Origin of the sequence: Pseudomonas sp. St316 (genome assembly GCF_018325905.1) — a bacterium.
Classification (GTDB): domain Bacteria; phylum Pseudomonadota; class Gammaproteobacteria; order Pseudomonadales; family Pseudomonadaceae; genus Aquipseudomonas.
The window spans coordinates 449463-468164 of sequence record NZ_AP021901.1 but is presented as its reverse complement, the minus strand read 5'-3'; the positions used below and the strand labels follow the sequence as shown (position 1 = coordinate 468164).

Genomic DNA, 18702 nt, shown 5'->3' with positions numbered 1-18702 from the left:
CCGGCCCTTAGCAAAGCCTGCCGCGATATGAACTCTTACCCATGATGATCGATCTCTACGGATTCGGCCCGGCGCTTGCCGCCGGCGCGCTGATGACCGTCAAACTGGCGCTCACGGCCCTCTGCCTGGGGCTGGTGCTCGGCCTGCTCGGCGCCTTGGCCAAGACCTCGCCGTACAAGCCGCTGCAATGGCTGGGCGGCACCTATTCGACGCTGGTTCGCGGCATCCCGGAATTGCTCTGGGTGCTGCTGATCTATTTCGGCACCGTCAACCTGCTACGTGCCTTGGGTGAGTATTTCGGCAACCCCGACCTCACCCTCGATGCCTTCGCCGCTGGCGTCATTGCCTTGGGCCTGTGCTTTGGCGCCTACGCCACGGAAGTGTTTCGTGGGGCGATTCTGGCGATCCCCAAGGGTCACCGTGAGGCCGGCGTCGCCCTGGGCCTGTCGAAGTGGCGGATCTTCACTCGGTTGATCATGCCGCAGATGTGGCGCATTGCCCTGCCCGGTCTGGGCAACCTGTTCATGATCCTGATGAAGGACACCGCACTGGTCTCGGTGATCGGCCTGGAAGAAATCATGCGCCATGCGGAAATCGGCGTAACCGTGTCCAAGCAACCGTTCACCTTCTATATGGTCGCAGCATTCATGTACCTGGGCCTGACGGTGTTCGCCATGATCGGCATGCACCTGCTGGAACGACGCGCCGCCCGTGGCTTTACCAGGAGCACCCAATGAACTGGGACATCATCATCAAATGGCTGCCGAAGCTGGCCCAAGGCGCCACGCTGACCCTGGAGCTGGTGGCCATCGCCGTGATCGCCGGCCTGCTGCTGGCGATTCCACTGGGCATCGCCCGCTCTTCGCGCCTGTGGTACGTGCGGGCGTTGCCCTACGCCTACATCTTCTTTTTCCGTGGCACGCCGCTGCTGGTCCAGCTGTTTTTGGTCTACTACGGCCTGGCGCAGTTCGATGCCGTGCGCAGCAGTGCAATGTGGCCGTACCTGCGCGATCCTTTCTGGTGCGCCACGGCCACGATGACCCTGCACACCGCTGCCTACATCGCCGAGATCCTGCGCGGTGCGATCCAGGCCATCCCCCGGGGCGAGATCGAAGCCGCACGGGCCCTGGGCATGTCGCGGCCCAAAGCGCTGCTCTACATCATGCTGCCCCGCGCTGCGCGCATCGGCCTGCCCGCCTATAGCAACGAAGTGATCCTGATGCTCAAGGCCAGTGCCCTGGCGAGTACCGTGACCTTGCTGGAACTCACCGGCATGGCCCGTACCATCATTGCCCGGACCTATATGCCGGTGGAGATCTTCTTCGCGGCCGGCATGTTCTACCTGTTGATGTCCTTCGTCCTGGTGCAAGGTTTCAAACAACTGGAACGCTGGTTGCGCGTCGATGCCTGCCAAGGTCGCTGAAAGCGACATTCTGATGGGCGAGGCACTGCTCGCCCGCTTCACGGCGCTGGACGTTTTTCTCACAGCGCACCAAGCACTGTGGAAGCCGCGTCCGTTCACCCATCTGCAACTGCCTTGGGAACCGTCCCACCCGCAATTGTCCGGATGGCTACGCCAGCGCTCGCTGGAAGCGGCAGAAAACGACCATCATCAGCCGTGGTTGATGAAAGACGCGCCAGCGCCATTCCCGGAGTTGGCCGCTATCTCCCGGGCATTGAGCGCTGTCGCAGAATTGCCGGCCAGCACGCTCCGGGCGCCAAGCCATCGCCTCAACGTCGACGTGCCCGGACGCAAATGGCAGCAGATCGAAGCCTTCGCCAGCCGCCTGCACTTCACCACCCAGCCGACCCACTGGCTGGATTGGTGCGCCGGCAAAGGCCACCTCGGTCGACGCCTGCTGCACGGTACTCAGCAGCTGACCTGCCTGGAATATGACCCCGCCCTGGTCGCCAGCGGCCAACAACTGAGCCAGCGCCATCGCCTGCCCGCCACGCACCTGCAACAAGACGTGCTGGCGGCGGACGCCGCTCAGGCGCTCCACGCCGAACACACCCCCGTAGCTCTGCACGCTTGCGGTGATCTGCACGTGCGTCTGATGCACCTGGCCAGCGCCGTCGGCTGTGCACAACTGGCGATCGCGCCGTGCTGCTACAACCGCATCAGCAGCGAGCGTTATCAAGCGCTGTCCGACGCGGCCAAGGGCTCTGCCCTACGGCTGTCGCTCGACGATCTGAGCCTGCCGCTGACCGAAACCGTCACCGCTGGGGCGCGCGTCAGAAGACAACGGGACCAATCCATGGCCTGGCGCCTGGGCTTCGACGTGCTGCAACGGCACATCAGAGGGTGCGACGACTACTTGCCCACTCCCTCACTGCCCAGCGCCTGGCTGGAAAAATCCTTCGCGCAGTACTGCACCGACCTGGCGGCCCTGAAAGACTTATCCACAGTCGGCGCGCCTGACTGGGTCGCCTTGGAAGCAGCAGGCCATCAGCGCCTGGCGGAGGTGCGCAACCTGGAACTGGTGCGAGGGCTTTTCCGGCGGCCACTGGAGCTTTGGCTGGTTCTGGACCGGGCGCTTTTCCTCACGCAAAAAGGCTACGAGGTTCGCCTTGGCACCTTCTGCGAAACGCCCCTGACGCCGCGCAATCTGCTGTTGCTGGCAGAGCGTTGCTGAGACGAAACACCCTGTGGATAACTCTGTTGATGAAATAAACCAGGATCCAAGAAATTCGCGATTTCATGACCCAATCAGCGCTGGTCATTTTTTGTTCACATGGATAAAAAACCATGAAAACAGACATTTGCGACGAAACGCGAAAGCGGTCACAAAATCGCAAGATGCCCAGCGCCTTATCCTGCCCGTTGTGCATAAGCGTCTAAGCAAAACGACATAACCGCCGAATTCAGTGCTGCCTCGCGCCAATAATTGCGTCCACCGCGCCCGTGCTATACAACAGCCCAACGTACTGTGATTGACACAATGCCGACACACTCAAGGACTGGCCGTGACGTTCATTTCCTACGCACAAAACTTCGAAGACATACGCCTGTGGCGCGCCCTTCAATCGGTGGAAAACGGCTTTTACCTCGACGTCGGCGCCAACCATCCGACAGATGATTCGGTCACCCGAGCGTTTTACGACCGCGGCTGGCGCGGCATCAACATCGAACCGGTGCCGGCTTACTACGACGCCCTCTGCCAACAACGCCCCGACGACATCAACCTGCAATGCGTGGCCGGCGAAAACGCCGACAGCCTGACCTTCTACACCATCGCCGACACCGGCTTGTCCACAGTAGAAGCCAGCGTCGCCCAACAACACCGCGACGCCGGCATGGACGTGCGCAACCAGACCGTCCAGTCCCGCACCCTGGCCTCCATCTGCGAGCAATACGCCCAGGACCGCCCCATCCACTTCCTGAAAATCGACGTCGAAGGCCACGAAGAAACCGTCCTGCGCGGCATGGACTTCAGCCGCTGGCGTCCCTGGATCATCCTCATCGAAACCCCATGGGCCCGCGACCAGGCCTGGGAAACCCTGGTGACCGACGCCGGCTACCAGTCCATCCTGTTCGACGGCATCAACACCTACTACCTCGCCGAAGAACACCTGGCCCTCAAACCCGCCTTCGACATCCCCCCGTGCAACCTCGACGGTTTCCAACTCTGCAAAGGCCACAAATTCAGCCACCCCATCGACGACACCGACCAACAACTCAGCGCCGCCCTGCAACGGGCTGAGCAGGCCGAAGCGCAACTCCATGCCCTGCAAAACAGCCGTGCGTGGCGAGCCTTTCAGAAAGTACGCACCCTGCTACGCCGCGCTTAAGCATGGGGCGTGCAAAAATAGTCAGAATTCAGGGGTTTACAGAACTCACCCAATCGCTATAATCGTCGCCCACACGCCGGTATAGCTCAGTTGGTAGAGCAACTGACTTGTAATCAGTAGGTCCCGGGTTCGACTCCTGGTGCCGGCACCATACAAAACGAAGCCCTTGCAGAAATGCGAGGGCTTTGTTGTTTCTGGGGTGTTCACTTTTCGTCCACACCCTGAAAAACCTGTGGGAGCGAGCTTGCTCGCGATGAGGCCGTTACCTATGTCCGCACAGCGCAAAGCTGGGAGCGCCAAAAACACCTCACCCGCACTGCCTCCGCTTCCGCGCGATTCAACCAAGCGAGGGTTGGCATTGTAAAGATTCGGAGATGACCTATCTGATTACCGTGGTCTGACCCCGTTTCCTCTCAAGTTATCGAGCAGATCAAGAAAGACCCATTCGAAGCTTTCTGCCGCCGTACGCGCCTGATCCTGCATCCCCAATTGCGCGAGATATCCAGCGTTCAACAGGCCGGCATGAGCTTCGAATTGCGCTTGATAGAGATCGATAGCCTCCAGCATCCCTGGCCAGGGTTTATCAGACGTTTTCTGTTCAAGCAGCAAGCTTCAAAGCGTTTCGACAGCGACGGCAAGCGACTGCTTGATCTCTTGCTGTTGATCATCGGCACGACTCAACGCAAAGCTGTTTTCGGCGACTCGGGCACGCAGCACCCGTTCATTGATAACCATGACCTTGTTCAGCTGTTCATTGCCATTGAACAGAGAGTGCTGACTCACTAAAGCCGTAGCAATCACCCCCAATGGTTACCAACACCGCGAGCGCAAAACCAAACGCCAGTTTGCCGCCGACCGGAAGGTCGCCAAGAGCGCGTTTAAAAAATCCAGGCGATATCGGGCCAGGCCGAGACTCACCCGTGAGGCGGGAATCAAGCATTGTCATAGGGGTTTTCTTGTTTTAGTGGCTGTAGACACTCGTTACAACGAGTGCAAACGGATCGCGGCGCGCCAGAGCTAAAGCTTCAAACCAAGCCGTTCCATGGCCTCATGGGCCTCGATGATCATCCCGGACACCTCGGCGACGGTTACATGCAGCTTGGTTGCCCGCGACCTCATGTGTTCGTAAGCCTGAGTCTCGGTCAGGTTTTGACGTTCGACCAACACCCGAATGGCTTTTTCGATCTGTCGACGGGATTTTATGGTCAACTCCAGTTTGTCGATCTTCCCCTGCAAGCGTTCCTGGTAGCTGTACGAGGCTCTGGCCAGTACCAGCGTGCTAAGAATTCCGGAAGATCGAAACGGTTTTGAAATCACTCCGTGAGCGCGCGTATCGAGCAACAACTTCAAGATGGTCGGGCTTTCGTAGTCGGAAAGCGCGATGAGTGCCGCGTTGACGGAGGCGCCCGACCAGATCTTATTGCCTTCCAGATCCTGCGTAATCTGAAAGAGAATGACGTCGACGTCCGCAGGCGGCTCTGAGGGGAATGGCCAGACGATCTTCACGCGGCAGCCAATTCTTTTCAGTTGCTGCATGACAATATCGCGGTCATCCCCAGGGGGATAAACAAACGCAACGCAGATGCTGCGCAAATCTTCATAGAGACGGCGAAGGCTGGAACTCATGGCGTTACCTCAACCAAAACTCAGAGAAGCCGAAAGTGGAGAGGTAAGGATCGGGTTTGACCGGCCCCGAACCTTCCCATACGACGTCGAATTGCCCATCACTGCGGCAGATGCCGATCCGGGGCGTCAGGGCGCAATGGTTATTTTCCGCATCAATCGCTATCGGCCCTTCTGGCGAAGCGAACTTCACCTTGTGTACAGCGTCGACTAATTTGCGCCTGTCCAGACTACCAGCTCGCTCCAGAGCACGCGCAAACAGGTGAACCTGGGAATAGGCCATTTCCGACCAGGTACTGGTTGGCCGATCACCGAATCGTGTGCGCCAAAGCTCAATGAACCGTTGATTACTGTCGTTGCGCAGCGAGCCGAAATAGGTGGCGGCGGTGATGTGGCCTTCACACAGTTGCGGCCCGATCAAACGGATTTCTTCTTCGGTCATGGATAGGCTGGCAATGGGCATTTTTTTGGGATCTAGCCCATGCTCGCCATACAGCTGATAGAAAGACCGGGCCGACTGTCCGACCAGGGTCGAGAAAACAACATCCGGCTGGGCTTCGCGGATTTCATTCAAAACGTCCTTGAGCTGCTCTACGCCTGCGTCGATGGGCAGGTAGACCTCATCCACAATTTCGCCGCCGTATTGTTCAACGACGTCCCTCATGATGCGATTGGATTCACGCGGATAGATGTAGTCCGCGCCCACCAAAAAGAACCGGGTGCCCTTGTTTTGCAACAGGTAGGCGGCCAGTTGAATGCTGTTCTGATTGGGTACGGCGCCGGTATAAATGATGTTTGGTGAATATTCGAACCCTTCATAGAACGAGCAATACCAGAGCAACGCGTTATGGCGCTCGATGAGCGGCAGCACCGCTTTTCGGCTGGAAGATCGGGAACAGCCAAAAATTACGTTGATCTCATCTTCGATCAGCAACTTGCCGGTCAAGCGTCGGTATTCTTCCGCAGACCCCTTCGGGTCATATGCGGTTGGAATCAACGGCAAATTCAGGACGCCACCCAGGGAGTTTATTTCCTCGATCGCCAGCGCAGTACCAAAAAAATGTTCGGACTCGGTGACACCGGTAGCACCCGAGCGCGAGTACAAGATGCCGATAGGCCACCCCTGATCTTTAGTGACTGCTGTCTTGGTGCTTGGCATGACGCTCACCTATTGATCAAAAATGTCTTGTAGTTCGGTTGCGGACCTGAGGCTTTGGATAGCCAACATCAACAATATCCTCGCTTTCTGCGGACTCAGGTCATTGGCGAAGATGACACCGGCTTCTTTCAAAGTACTGCCGCCCCCGGCAAAGCCATAGAGAGGCCTGACCCGACCACGAGGTACGCGGGTGGCAACGACCACCGTGATACCGGCGTCGATCGCCTGCGAAATGGCTGCATACACCTGGGCATTCACATTTCCCGCCCCCAGCGCCTGGATGACGATCCCCCTGGCGCCCGCCTGCACGGCAGCGTTCAACGAGGAGGCGTCGGCGCCGGCGTACATAGCTACGATGTCAACGCGAGGCAAGCTGTCTCGCCCCAGCGACAAGTATTGTCGACGACAGGATGAGCGATAAAAAATGACCGTATCGCCGTCCACTCTTCCGAGAAAACCGGCGTCGCCCGAGTTGAACGACTCAACGTCCGAGGTGTGGGTTTTGCTGACTTCCCGTGCGGCGTTGATCTGATCGTTCAGGACCACCATCACGCCCTTGCCCGAAGATTCAGGCTCAACGCAGACCCTGGCACCGCTCATCAGGTTGCGTGGCCCGTCGAAGTCCGATTCGGATGCATTGCGTTGAGCACCGATAAGCACAACAGGCTTGCGGCACGTCAATGTCAAGTCGAGAAACCACGCGGTCTCTTCAAGGGTGTCGGTGCCGTGTGACACCAGCACACCCGCGATATCCTGACGGGCCAACGCGGCTTCAATGATCTGATGCAGCTGTACCCAGCGCTGCGGCCCCATTTCGACTGACGGAACATTGGACAGGTTGTTGATTTCGAGCCGCGCGATCTTTGCGATGGCAGGAACGACCTTGATCAAGTCGCTGCCCGACAACGCAGGTATCGGGGCTGACGTCGAAGGGTCAACTTGCATGGCAATTGTTCCGCCTGTTGCGATGAACAGGCACAACGGAAGGTCGTCAGAGCTAGACAGGGCCATAAGCGTCACACCCTCAGATGGTTGAAAATGGCTTCGGTAGCACCCGGCGCGCGGGCGTCGCCTTCCTCTTCGATCTCACCTTGTTTAAGCACCAGGTATCGATCCGCCACCTTCAATGCGAACGGCACATTTTGCTCGATAAGCAGCAGGGTCGTGCCGTGGCGTTGCCGCTCGTGCACCAGTGCGACAGCGATCCGGTCAATCACCGAGGGCTGCAAGCCTTCAGTGATTTCGTCCAGCAAAATGATGGAGGGGCGCATCATCAACGCGCGCGCCACCAGCAGCATTTTTTGCTCACCTCCCGACAGCGTGCCGGCGTACTGCTTCAGACGGTCCTTGAAAACCGGGAACACGGATTCTATGGCAGCGAAACGCTCATCGAACAACGCGTCTTTCTCGAGCCCCATACGCAGGTTGTCCCGGATGCTCAGTTCGGTGAAAAGCGCTTTTTCCTGAGCCGCATAAGCAATACCTACTTGTGCGACTCGATGAGGCGACAGTCGGGTAATGTCACAGGCGTTGACTTGAACAGTGCCTTGTTTCTTGGGCAGGTACCCCATGATGGTCTTGAGCAACGTCGTCTTGCCCATGCCGTTCTTGCCCAGCAATGCGACCGCTTCGCCGGCCGCGACTTTGAACGACATATCCCGTAGGACGACGGACGCCCTGTAACCGCTCGTGACTGAATTCAGTTCCAATGTGGCACCGTTCATGCGACCTCCTGTGGAGCAAGTGCAGACCCGGCATAAATCGTCTTGACCAAGTCCGAGTTGACGACTTCTTCGAAAGTGCCCTGCATGACCATCGTCCCTTGATGTAATACCACGATTCGGGTAGCGATCTGTTCCACAAAATCCAGATCGTGTTCAACCAGCAGGCAGCACAACTTGTAGCGGTTTGCGAGCATGGAAAGCACCACACCGATTTGCGTGCGTTCGGTCTTTGTCAGCCCTGCGGTAGGCTCGTCGAGCAGCACGATACGAGGTTCCAGGGCCAGCACCATGGCCAGTTCCAGCGCTTGCTGTTCACCGTGCGACAAGTCTCGAGCGACCACGTCCAGCATGTTATCCAGCCCGGTAACCCGCAGAACGTCCAAGGCATAGGATGGCAAGGCCAACGTATCCGCCCGAGTGAAAAACGAGGGTCGTTCGTGAAGGGTTCCGGCCATACGCAGACACTCGGCGACGGTCAGGGATTCGAAAATATTGGCATTTTGAAATTTGCGCCCGAGACCAAAACGGACGCAGGCCTCAGCCGGAAGCCGACGGATATCGTTGCCGCACAGATGCACCGTCCCGGATGTACGGTCAGCCCCGTCGCTCATGCACCGCATCAGCGTTGTTTTACCGGCACCATTGGGGCCAATCAATCCAACCAGATCACCGGCCTCGGCCTTGAGGTTGATCCCCTGCAGTACCTTGAGCGAACCATAACTCTTGGTGACGTCCTCCATTAGAAGCGCAGGCACGCCATCCGATTCGGGAACCGCTTTCCCTTCACGTTCAACCAGCGCCGGTACTCGCCGCGAAGGTGCACCGAAACCGAGGGGCTTGAGCAGAGCCGGGACGATCCCCTGCGGCAGCAAGACGATCACCAGCACGAAAGAGAGGCCGAGGATCAGTTGCCACAAAAACGGCATGCGGCTGCCGAGATAGGCCGTTGCGACATTAATCAGAATCGCCCCCGCCATGGGCCCCCACAACGTGCCGCGTCCACCCAGCGCAACCCAGATGATCAGCTCGGTACCCAAGACGAAACCGGACAACTCGGGCGCCACCACGCCACTGAAAGCACCGTAGCTAAAACCTGCGATCCCTGTAATCGCCGCAGTGGCGATCAGCAGAAGGATTTTGATGTTCGGGACGTTGATCCCCAGGTACGCACATCTGGACTCGTTGTCACGTATCGACGCCAGCACACGCCCGGCATCACTGCGCACGAACAGCCAGGCGAAAAGCCCTATCAGCGCCACGCCACTCCCGGCGATCCAGTACCAGGCATTGAGCGACAAGTCGAAGGTGTCATAGCCGGTCAGGCCCGAACTGGAGCCCGTCCACTCCCCACCGGACAGCAGCAACTGGGTCATTACGATGGGCAACACCAGCGAGATAACCGTGGCAAAAAACGGCGAGGCGCCCCGGTAGAAGGACAGCCACCCCACCAGCCCTGCAACCACCATCGGGACGACAAGCGCGAGCCCGATGGCGATAGCAATGGAGCCAGGCGACAGGCCAAAGTGAGTAAAAACCAAGCCTGCGGCATACGCACCGATACCAAAAAACGCCGACTGCCCAAAGGTGAGATATCCGGTATAGCCCCACAGCACATCCACCGTGATAACGACGATCGCAAACAGAAAGGCCTTGATCAGCAGGTTGAGAACGTAGCTGTCGAAAATCCATGGGCCAGCGACCAGCAATGCGATGGCGATCAAAGACAGCACGCCCGAACGGCCCCATGCTCCCTGACGACTGGAGCCCGTGGATTGGGGGTTTGCCGCCTGCAACGTAGTGTTAGTCATGTGCGAACCCCTTTGGACGAATACGCAAGGTCAACGCCGCCAACACGGCAATCGTGAGTCCGCCGAGTACCGGGCTCGCATAGGTGCTCACGATAACTTGGCACGCACCAAATACCGCGCAAGTCACGATAAGGCTGGGCATCGAATGCCCGGAGACCATGACGAGCATGAAGGCAGAAACCAGCCAGATAATCCCCATGCCTGGGTCAATACTCGAAAGCGGACTAATCAAGGCCCCGGCCAATGTGCCCAGGCCCGCGCCCAGGCTGAAGGTAATGAAGCGTATGCGCCCGGCATGGATGCCCAGGCCACTGGCCAATTCCTCGTTCATGATGACGGCGCGGGTTTTGACACCGAAGCGGGTCCCGTTGAGTAGCGCCGTCAGCAAAGCGCACAGGCCGAGTGCCAAGGGAATCAGCAGCAATCGATAGGCGGAGTAATCCGTTCCACCCAGCGACCAGGTTCCTGTCAGGGGCACGTCTGCAAACTTCACGTCCCGGCCAAAGGCGAGAATGATCAGCTGACCGATCACGATACCCAGCCCCCAGGTTGCCAGGATGGCATCCAGAGGACGTTTATAGAGTGGCCTAACAATCAAGTATTCGATGATCGCGCCAACGATCATTCCGGTCGCGAGAGCCAACGGCCACGCAAGCCAGGGACTCCATCCCAGTTGGGTCACGACAAACGCCGCATACCCTCCCATTGTCAGCAAGGCACCATGGGCGAAGTTGACGATTTTCATTATTCCGAAAATCATCATCAGGCCCGCAGTAACAATGAACAGCATGGCTATTGTTGTTGTTATATCTAGAATTAACACCATGACGTCTCCCTCCGGGGAGAATGCAACGTGAAGCGTTACTTAGTAATCAAGCAATGGACTATTTCAAATTCGGGCATTGAATACCTGGGCTGACTCCTTCTTGGGTTTCAAGAATGCGAATAGAACCATCGCTTTGTATTTGGCCCAGGCGCATGGCCAGTGGGGTATGACGGCTGGCATTCATCTGCACAACGCCACGTGGCCCGACGATCGAGACATCGTTCAGCGCCTCTACGACCGCCGCGGAGTCGATGGAGTTGGCTTTTTCCACCGCGGCCTTGTAGAGGAAGAAGGCTTCATATTGCGGTTCGGACAGTTCGTTTGGCGTGGACAGGTTCCCGGCAAACTTCTGGCCGAGGTCACTCAGGAATTTTTTATTTTCCGGTGTGTCGATGCTGGTCAAGTACGAAGCCGACATGTACATGCCTGTTGCGACATCCCCCATGGTCTTGCCGGTGCCTTCGTCAATGGCCAGGTTGCCGTAAGGCAGTGTCAGCGCCGCTGCTTTCAACTGTTTGGCCAATGAGACGTTAGGTGCGCCACCTGCTGTGGCACTGATAAGCGCGTCAGGTTGCGTCGAGCGAATTTTTGAAATAACGGCGGTCCAGTCACTCCCGTCCATCGGCAGGTACTCTTCACCGATGACCTTCCCGCCGTGTTGCTCAATGTACGCTTTAGTAAACTTCAGCATGCCCCGGCCAAAGGCGTAATCGCTACCGACAAGAAAGTAGTTTTTAGCCCCGAGTTTCTGGCTGAAGTAATCCACTACGGGGGCAACTTGCTGTTCTGGTACCCAACCGTTGACATACATCCACTTATTGCAAGAACGGCCTTCATAGAACGAGGTATAGATATAGGGCACGCGCCCCCGGGAAATAACCGGCAAGGCGGCATTGCGCGCGGCGCTACTTTCCATCGCGATAATGGCGTTTACTTTCTTTTCCAACACCAGCGTATCAAAGGCTTTCTGTGCACCTATTGCGCCGGAAGCATCATCGACAATCTCCAACTGCACCGGGCGACCGAGGATTCCACCGGCGGCGTTGATCTGCTCCACAGCGAGTTCTGAGGACTGGACTACAGCCGGTGCCACGACACTATTGGCGCCTGACAACCCCACCGCGACACCAATCTTGATCGGTTCAGCGGCATGTCCCTGAGTTGCTACGAGTGCTGTAGCGGCAAGAACGGCAATGCGGATGAGGGGATAAGTGGATTTCATGTGAGTATCCTCAATATTTTTTATTGTAGATAAGGGGGGTTAGTAGCGAGGTAGCTGCCAGCCGGTGCCTAGCATGGGGTCGTAGATGTCGGTGCGGCGGTCACGCAGGACCGTGTTGAACGTCGTAAGGTGCCGGGATTGACGGGACGCCTTCAGATTGATGTCGGCGTAGAGTATTTGCTGGAGGTCAGCACTGCCTGGGGTAGCCAATGGCCAACCGTCGGCGCCGACAATGATGCTGTTACCCACAAAGAGCTGACCGCGTTCGGTGCCTACGCGATTAGCGCAAATGATGTTCAGACCGTTGACGTGCGCATTGGCCATGGCCAGTGTATTGGCCATGATCATGGCGCCGTTGCCCTGTCCCGGCATGGGTACCCAGTTGGTTGGCATGCAGACGATATCTGCGCCTTGCATGGCCAACAGCCGATAGACCTCCGGGAACCAGCCGTCATAGCAGATGATCATCGCCAAGCGGCCAAAAGGCGTATGGAACACCGGTAAACCAAGATCGCCGACCTCGAAATACAGATGTTCGTCACCCCATAGATGGAGCTTGCGATAAGTCCCCACATAACCTTCGGGGCCGACCATGACGGCAGCGTTGTAAAGCTTGTGCCCCACCCGTTCGGCAACGCCGCCGATGACGTAAACGTTGTGCTGGCGGGCCGCGTCTACCCACGCCTGGGTGCTGATGCCTGCCGGTACGGATTCCGCCAGTTCAAAGGCCTCTTCACGACTGGAAAAGACATACCCGCTGCTGACCAATTCGGGCAGTACAACGATCTGCGCACCGGCGCTGGCCGCTTCGGCTATCAGGTGCAGCGACACTTCCAGGTTTTCAGCCTTGCAGCCCACTCGTGGCTCCATTTGTACGGCTGCCACCGTGGTGCTCGGAAATTCTTGGGTTTCGTCAGAGGATTTCAAAGTCGACATTTAAATTTTTCCAAAAAAAAACCCCCGACTGCGCTATTCACGCAAATCAGGGGCTTCTATAGCCGATATGTACTCAGCAATATTGCTGAGGGTCTGCGATTTCTGACAAGAAAAGGCGACCTATTTGATGGAAGTTATACCGACCTTTCGAGCTACGTCAACGATTTTTTTAACGACAGAATCGAACTCTGCTGATGTGGCTACGCTCCAGCGTCAATCTTGCCAATCCTGTAGCTATTCGCTTGTATTGAGTGATGCCGTCGAACCTAGCGAACACCTGCGACTTGATTAGGATAATCGTAGGGATAGAAATAAATCAGCGTAATTACGTTGTAAAACAGGTGCTTACTTTTCTATTCGACTCCTGGTGCCGCACCATACAAAACGAAGCCCTCGCAGAAATGCGGGGGCTTTGTTGTTTCTGGGGTGTTCACTTTTCGTCCACACCCTGAAAAACCTGTGGGAGCGAGCTTGCTCGCGATGAGGCCGTTACCTATACCCGCAAAGCGCAAAGCTGGGAGCGCTAAAAACACCTCACCCGCACTGCCTCCGCTTCCGTGCGATTCAACCAAGCGAGGGTTGGCATTGTAAAGATGCGGAGATGACCTATCCGATTACCGTGGTCTGACCCTAAGGGCCCCCCAAATTTTCTTACAGAAAATCAAGAAGTTGGAAGATTGAAGAGGCCTGAATGAGTCGGCAGCTTGTATTGCACCACACAAAAACAAGATCCCGAACTCATGCAGGCCATCCGATTTTTATACAGAGCGCTCGCTCAAGCACTTTCCTCTGTCCATTCCCGCCGTCTGACGACGTTGATGAGTTGTGTCAGTTCATTACTGCAAGGCCGTCGTCTGACGCTGACGGGTCTAGGGCGGTCTCTGCCGGGTCGGGCTTACCCCAAACATGCCATCAAGCGAGTAGACCGATTGCTGGGTAATCGGCACCTAAGGGCAGAGCGTCCACTGTTCTACTGGGTAATGTTACGAGCGTTGCTGGGCTCACTAAAACATCCATTGATTTTGGTCGATTGGTCTCGATTGGCGTTGCTGCACGGACTTTGGCGGACGAAGGCATTTAGAAAAGCTCGAGCAGGCCCTGCGTGACGAGGTGCATTATCAGGCGCAGAGCCTGGAGTAGATTTGTGGGGATCCCTCAGGGTCTGACCCCGTTTCTTCACTAATTTTCAGGTCGGGATGCTTCGCGGTATTGCTGAGTTGTACGAGAGTGTCGTGTTAGCAGGTTCTATCGCCATCAGCCCAGCGCTTGATATCACTCACTTTTGGCGACCTGATGCCCGTACTCAAGATATTCTTGGTTGTGTATAGGCTGATCTTAGCTTTGTCACCATCATGACTTTCTATCTGAATTAGCGTGTTGTTGATCAACAGTCCTTCTGAAAGAAACTTTTGAATGATCTCACCTTCTTTACGCTCACCGTCAAACTCGCTTAATACGATGACCGGATTTCCTGAATATGCCTCATATTCCATACACTGCCTTGCCATGTGCCTTATGGTTCGATAAGTATCGGAGGTCCCCGTCTTGCTAATGAAACTGCCGTCTAAGGATGACTTGCTGTTTTTCAAATCACTGACGGTTATGGCGCATCCGCTAAGTGATATAGAAAACAATATTGTAGCCAGGGTCAAATATTTCAACTTATGCTCCATTATTCTGGTAAATGTCCTACGCATGACCGAGACTAAAATTGCGTTCTCTTTCAGACGGAGTTGTGATTTGGGATATCAACAATAACCATGAGCCCACCTTCTGCAGACGTACTTAGTAAAATACTGCTGTTGTGTTGCTGCGCAACCGCTTTGACTATTGCAAGCCCCAATCCACTCCCGCTTTGTATCTGATTGGGATCACGAAAAAATCTGTCGAACACCCGCTCCCTCAATTCGACCATGATTCCGGGCCCTGCATCTGAGATACGCAATTGAATGGATTTTTCTAACGATCGTACCTCTACTTCAACCCGCCCGCCCTCAGGACTGTACTTCACAGCATTTTCAATTAAGTTGTCGATCAGCGACATCAGGCGTTCCCTGACACCTGTAATCCAGACTTCATCATGAGAGTAGAATTCAAGCTCAACTCGGCTCTCAGCCGCTAGCGGTGCCAACTCAGCCATTCGCTCTTGTATGAGCGTCGTCAGCGGCACAGGCTCCATAACAGTGTCAATGCGCGCTTCACTATGCATCAGCAGCAGCAACTGATTGACGAGACGAGCAGCACGGCTATTGCTACGAATAATCCCTGCAAGCAATTCCTGTTGACTAACGTTGCCTACATCGGACTGCAAAGCTTCAACATTGACTCGCATTGCAGCCAGTGGAGTACGCAGCTCGTGAGCGGCATCTGCAATGAAAATCCGTTCCCTTTCAGTGCTTTCTCGTACCCTGGCAAGGAATATATTAATCGCGTCCACTATTTGGCGAAGCTCCTTGTGCTTGGGAACTGCTTTTAAGGGAGAAAGATCTTCTGGTGTTCGTAAGGAAACTTCATTTGCCACCTTGTTCCAGGGACGCATTGCAATGCGGATTGACAGCCACGCAGGAAACAAAAGAAAAGGAATGCATACCAGCAGCGGTAATATGTAGTATCCGCGCGAGTTCAGGTATATGAAGAAGTTCCAACCGCCAGCAGGAGTGAGCAGGGTCACCTCTGTGTCGGAGCTCCTAGACTTCAGAGTACGACTAGTCCAGGTGCGGCCGTTACTCTGAACACTCTGAATCATCCCATAACCGGTGTTTGTCACTCCTACTGGAGCGCCATCAGATGAATAAATTATCTCTTTATTCTTCCGAACGATTATGCTGATTGACATTTTTGGGTCTTCACCTCCGCCATAGCCTTCCCGCAATGCCTTGCTGAATGTTTCCAGCACATCGGTTAGATCGTGCGGGCGATCCCCCATACGATCCACCAATGTCAGAATGGTTTCATAGGTTTTGTTGCCTGATAGCATTGGAGGGCTGCGTAAGTTATCCCATAAAATGTAGGTCAGAAAAATACACCAAAGCAGCGTGAGTAATAGCATCTGGGCGATCATAATTCGCCGTACGAGCGTTGGAATTCTCAGACAGCGCCAAAAATTACGCATCAACCTGCCCCCTTCTGAATGGGTACGGTTTCAATGACAAACCCCACACCTCTCACCGTTCGCACATAGCCGTCACCAATTTTTCGACGCAAATTTCCCATATGTACATCGAGCGCATTACTCATATTTTCTTTTGCACCGAAGATCCTTTCTTCCAGAAAACTACGGGTCAGAACACGGTCAGAACGCAACATTAACGTTTCAAGCAGCGCGCATTCACTTGCCGTCAAATCAACATGACTTTCGCTCACTGTCACGCGACGAGTCGGCACATGGAGAGATAGCCCTCGAATCTCTATCACATCATTCTTAAAACCGTAACTGCGCCGCACAAGTGCTCTCACCCTGGCCAATAACTCAGCGAGAACAAAAGGTTTGACGAGATAGTCGTCTGCACCGGCATCCAGCCCAGTCAAGCGATCTTGCAGAGTGCCCCGAGCAGTCAGGATGATGACGGGGATCCCCTTGAGCTGCTGACGCAGACGCGCCATCAGGCTCATGCCATCACCGTCGGGCAGGCCGAGGTCGAGCAATACAAGTTCTGGCACGCATAGATCGAGTTGATGCAGAGCATCCACTTTACGGCGAACCCATATGACATCTAATCCTTGGTCTGTAAGGGCAATACGTACGCCATTGCCGAGGTCGATGTCGTCTTCGATTAGGAGAATTTTCACAATAGTGATTTTATCAACAGTGAATGAAGAAAGTCTGAAGAAAAAAACGGTGTCAGTAAATTTATCAGGTTTGCAGAACTGGTACTAGCTTCAGTATTTCTTCATTTTTGGCTCATGAGAACTTCAGGGCCAGCATTCAAACTGAGCGTTCTGGCGTTTAAAACCGCTTGTATCGTAGTCAGTTGAACCCACAAGGACTTCCTTAATGAGAAACATCGAACTGAGTCATAAGTTCCTCCATTCACTCTCGGGGCATACCCTGGAAAAATTGTTGTCAGGATTTGTCCTCGCGTTATTGGCAACCCCAATACTGGCAGCAGAACAGAAACAGGGCAACGAATTGACCTTGGGAGGAGGCGTAGAAGTTGCGCCACGTTATTCTGGTTCGGATGAAAGCCGAGTCACGACGGCCCTAGTGATTGATTACTCTATGTTAAATGGTTTCTTCGTCAGCTCCACGCGTGGTATCGGTTACGGTAACAACATCGGCAAATTTGATTACAGCGCTGCGCTCAGTTATCGCGCAGGCAGAAAGGATCGTGACGTGGACAGCGACTCGCTCAGCTACGGTAGCGACTACTTGCGAGGTATGGGTGACGTTAAGGGCTCAGCTATCGGTTTGCCTGGCCTAGGATACGAGGTGACCGACTGGCTTAATTTGCAATTGCAGGCTGAAGTGCCGATTTCTCAGCGAAGCAATGGTGAGGCCCTGCATTTCAGCATTGTCAGCCCGCTCTATACGTCATCGAAAAACGCTGTGACGATGGCGCTGACCAATAGTTGGGGGACCAGCAAGTACATGCAGACTTACTACGGGGTAAGTGCATCACAGTCGGCAGCATCGGGGGTTACTCGATATGATGCCAAGTCTGGAATTTATGCCTATTCACTGAATACGGACTGGACGCACAAGCTTAATCAAGACTGGAGCGTAGTTGCCGCAGCAGGTTTTACGCAGTTGGCTGGTGATGCACGAAATAGTCCAATTGTTCAACGAAAAACATCGCCCACTGGCAGCCTGAAGGTGACATATAGTTTCTGATCGTTGTTCGACGTGTGCTTCTCGGTAGCTTGTGGCTATGCACTGTCAATCAATACAAATTCGCCCCGCCCCAGTTCAGATGATGGGGCGCTACCCAACTCACCAAATCGCCTTGATTATGCCATGTCACTCAGAGCCATGTTATTAACTATGCTTAGTTTGAGGAGCAATAAATGAATTTAAAACTGACTGGGAAAGTGGCTCTAGGGAAGCTCTGAAGTAGGCATCGATTTTTGATGCCCTCTCCTCACCCACAATGGCAATCGAAACACCCGCAGCTCCACTGCCTTCATGATCTTCGTTTCGTAGGTGCTGTGGCGCCGCTGCTCATTACCCACGCTGCCGACCACCAGGTAGTGCATACCGGTGATCACGAAAGCCTAAATCCAAGACACACAATTCCTAACCCGCCAGCATCGCGCCACGATTGCAGCCTCCCCAATCGCCCACTACTCTCTGAACGTCGCTGCCAATTCAGCGACCGGGCCTGAGAACCCGAGTAAGATGCAGGCGCTACAGCGCCCGAACCACGTTTTGCGGCGTTTTTTTATGTCCGCATTCCGTGCAATGGCGGCTGTGCGTGGGAGACCTTCGGGTCTGCCGGGTTCCTGTATCTCCGGTTTCTCAGCCTGCGCACAGCTGCCACCCATTCGCCTGAGAACGAACGTGGCAGCTCTCATTCGATATGGGAGTTTATCGATGCACGCCATGGATCTGCTGCAGTCTCGCTTATCGCTTTGCTAGTCACCGCCCGCCGCCAATTGGCAAATGGAGGTGCGCA

General features: G+C 55.3%; 17 protein-coding genes, 1 tRNA gene and 1 pseudogene. 8 read left to right on the top strand and 11 right to left on the bottom strand.

Going from position 1 to position 18702, the window contains the following annotated elements; all coding sequences use genetic code 11:
- The first annotated feature begins 41 nt into the window (after window positions 1–41).
- The 6 genes from KI237_RS02015 (at window position 42) to KI237_RS01990 (ending at window position 4578) form a co-directional block, all read left to right on the top strand.
- Window positions 42–737 carry an ABC transporter permease gene (locus KI237_RS02015; protein WP_212798582.1) on the top strand — a complete coding sequence of 232 codons (696 nt, stop codon included), beginning with the start codon at window positions 42–44 and terminating at the stop codon, window positions 735–737.
- Window positions 734–1423, top strand: coding sequence for an ABC transporter permease (locus tag KI237_RS02010; RefSeq protein ID WP_212798581.1), 690 nt, complete (start codon window positions 734–736; stop codon window positions 1421–1423). The genes KI237_RS02015 and KI237_RS02010 overlap by 4 nt, the downstream gene beginning before the upstream one ends.
- Window positions 1404–2636, top strand: coding sequence for a methyltransferase (locus KI237_RS02005; protein ID WP_212798580.1), 1233 nt, complete (start codon window positions 1404–1406; stop codon window positions 2634–2636). The genes KI237_RS02010 and KI237_RS02005 overlap by 20 nt, the downstream gene beginning before the upstream one ends.
- 331 nt (window positions 2637–2967) lie before the next feature.
- Entirely contained in the window at window positions 2968–3792 is an 825-nt protein-coding gene (locus KI237_RS02000; protein ID WP_212798579.1) for an FkbM family methyltransferase, read from the top strand.
- Between the two features lie 75 nt (window positions 3793–3867).
- Window positions 3868–3943: transfer RNA gene (locus KI237_RS01995), tRNA-Thr, on the top strand.
- 371 nt (window positions 3944–4314) lie between these two features.
- The gene (locus KI237_RS01990) at window positions 4315–4578 is read left to right on the top strand and encodes a hypothetical protein (protein WP_212798578.1); all 264 of its coding nucleotides are present in this window, start codon (window positions 4315–4317) and stop codon (window positions 4576–4578) included.
- A 231-nt stretch (window positions 4579–4809) separates the two neighbouring features.
- Here the strand turns inward: KI237_RS01990 and KI237_RS01985 are convergent, their stop codons facing one another.
- From KI237_RS01985 to KI237_RS01950, 8 genes are read right to left on the bottom strand one after another with little or no spacing between them, the layout of a single operon-like run.
- Complete coding sequence (locus tag KI237_RS01985) at window positions 4810–5418, bottom strand: ANTAR domain-containing response regulator (RefSeq protein WP_212798577.1); 609 nt, start codon at window positions 5416–5418, stop codon at window positions 4810–4812.
- Window positions 5419–5422: 4 nt separating this feature from the next.
- A complete protein-coding gene (locus KI237_RS01980) occupies window positions 5423–6574 on the bottom strand; it encodes a transporter substrate-binding domain-containing protein (protein ID WP_122277259.1) in 1152 nt (383 codons plus the stop codon).
- 9 nt (window positions 6575–6583) lie between these two features.
- Entirely contained in the window at window positions 6584–7585 is a 1002-nt protein-coding gene (locus tag KI237_RS01975) for an asparaginase (protein ID WP_283246285.1), read from the bottom strand.
- Between the two features lie 5 nt (window positions 7586–7590).
- Window positions 7591–8298 (bottom strand): branched-chain amino acid ABC transporter ATP-binding protein, encoded by a 708-nt coding sequence (locus tag KI237_RS01970; RefSeq protein WP_212798575.1) that lies wholly within the window; start codon window positions 8296–8298, stop codon window positions 7591–7593.
- The gene (locus KI237_RS01965; RefSeq protein ID WP_212798574.1) at window positions 8295–10106 is read right to left on the bottom strand and encodes an ABC transporter permease subunit; all 1812 of its coding nucleotides are present in this window, start codon (window positions 10104–10106) and stop codon (window positions 8295–8297) included. The genes KI237_RS01970 and KI237_RS01965 overlap by 4 nt, the downstream gene beginning before the upstream one ends.
- Window positions 10099–10932 (bottom strand): branched-chain amino acid ABC transporter permease, encoded by an 834-nt coding sequence (locus KI237_RS01960; RefSeq protein ID WP_057407801.1) that lies wholly within the window; start codon window positions 10930–10932, stop codon window positions 10099–10101. The genes KI237_RS01965 and KI237_RS01960 overlap by 8 nt, the downstream gene beginning before the upstream one ends.
- Window positions 10933–10990: 58 nt before the next feature.
- Window positions 10991–12154, bottom strand: coding sequence for a substrate-binding protein (locus tag KI237_RS01955; protein ID WP_212798573.1), 1164 nt, complete (start codon window positions 12152–12154; stop codon window positions 10991–10993).
- Window positions 12155–12193: 39 nt separating this feature from the next.
- Complete coding sequence (locus tag KI237_RS01950) at window positions 12194–13090, bottom strand: nitrilase family protein (protein WP_212798572.1); 897 nt, start codon at window positions 13088–13090, stop codon at window positions 12194–12196.
- 740 nt (window positions 13091–13830) lie between these two features.
- Between KI237_RS01950 and KI237_RS01945 the strand changes: the two are divergent.
- Window positions 13831–14166 (top strand): annotated as a pseudogene (locus KI237_RS01945) (IS4 family transposase); the annotation flags it as partial.
- A gap of 159 nt (window positions 14167–14325) precedes the next feature.
- Here the strand turns inward: KI237_RS01945 and KI237_RS01940 are convergent.
- From KI237_RS01940 to KI237_RS01930, 3 genes are all read right to left on the bottom strand, one after another.
- A complete protein-coding gene (locus KI237_RS01940) occupies window positions 14326–14751 on the bottom strand; it encodes a hypothetical protein (RefSeq protein ID WP_212798571.1) in 426 nt (141 codons plus the stop codon).
- A gap of 62 nt (window positions 14752–14813) precedes the next feature.
- Entirely contained in the window at window positions 14814–16139 is a 1326-nt protein-coding gene (locus KI237_RS01935) for a sensor histidine kinase (protein WP_249410684.1), read from the bottom strand.
- 62 nt (window positions 16140–16201) lie between these two features.
- On the bottom strand, window positions 16202–16879 hold the full coding sequence (locus tag KI237_RS01930) for a response regulator (RefSeq protein ID WP_212798569.1): 678 nt from the start codon (window positions 16877–16879) through the stop codon (window positions 16202–16204).
- A 205-nt stretch (window positions 16880–17084) separates the two neighbouring features.
- Here KI237_RS01930 and KI237_RS01925 point away from each other — a divergent pair, with 205 nt between their 5' ends.
- Window positions 17085–17921 carry a MipA/OmpV family protein gene (locus KI237_RS01925; RefSeq protein ID WP_212798568.1) on the top strand — a complete coding sequence of 279 codons (837 nt, stop codon included), beginning with the start codon at window positions 17085–17087 and terminating at the stop codon, window positions 17919–17921.
- Window positions 17922–18702: the final 781 nt, after the last annotated feature.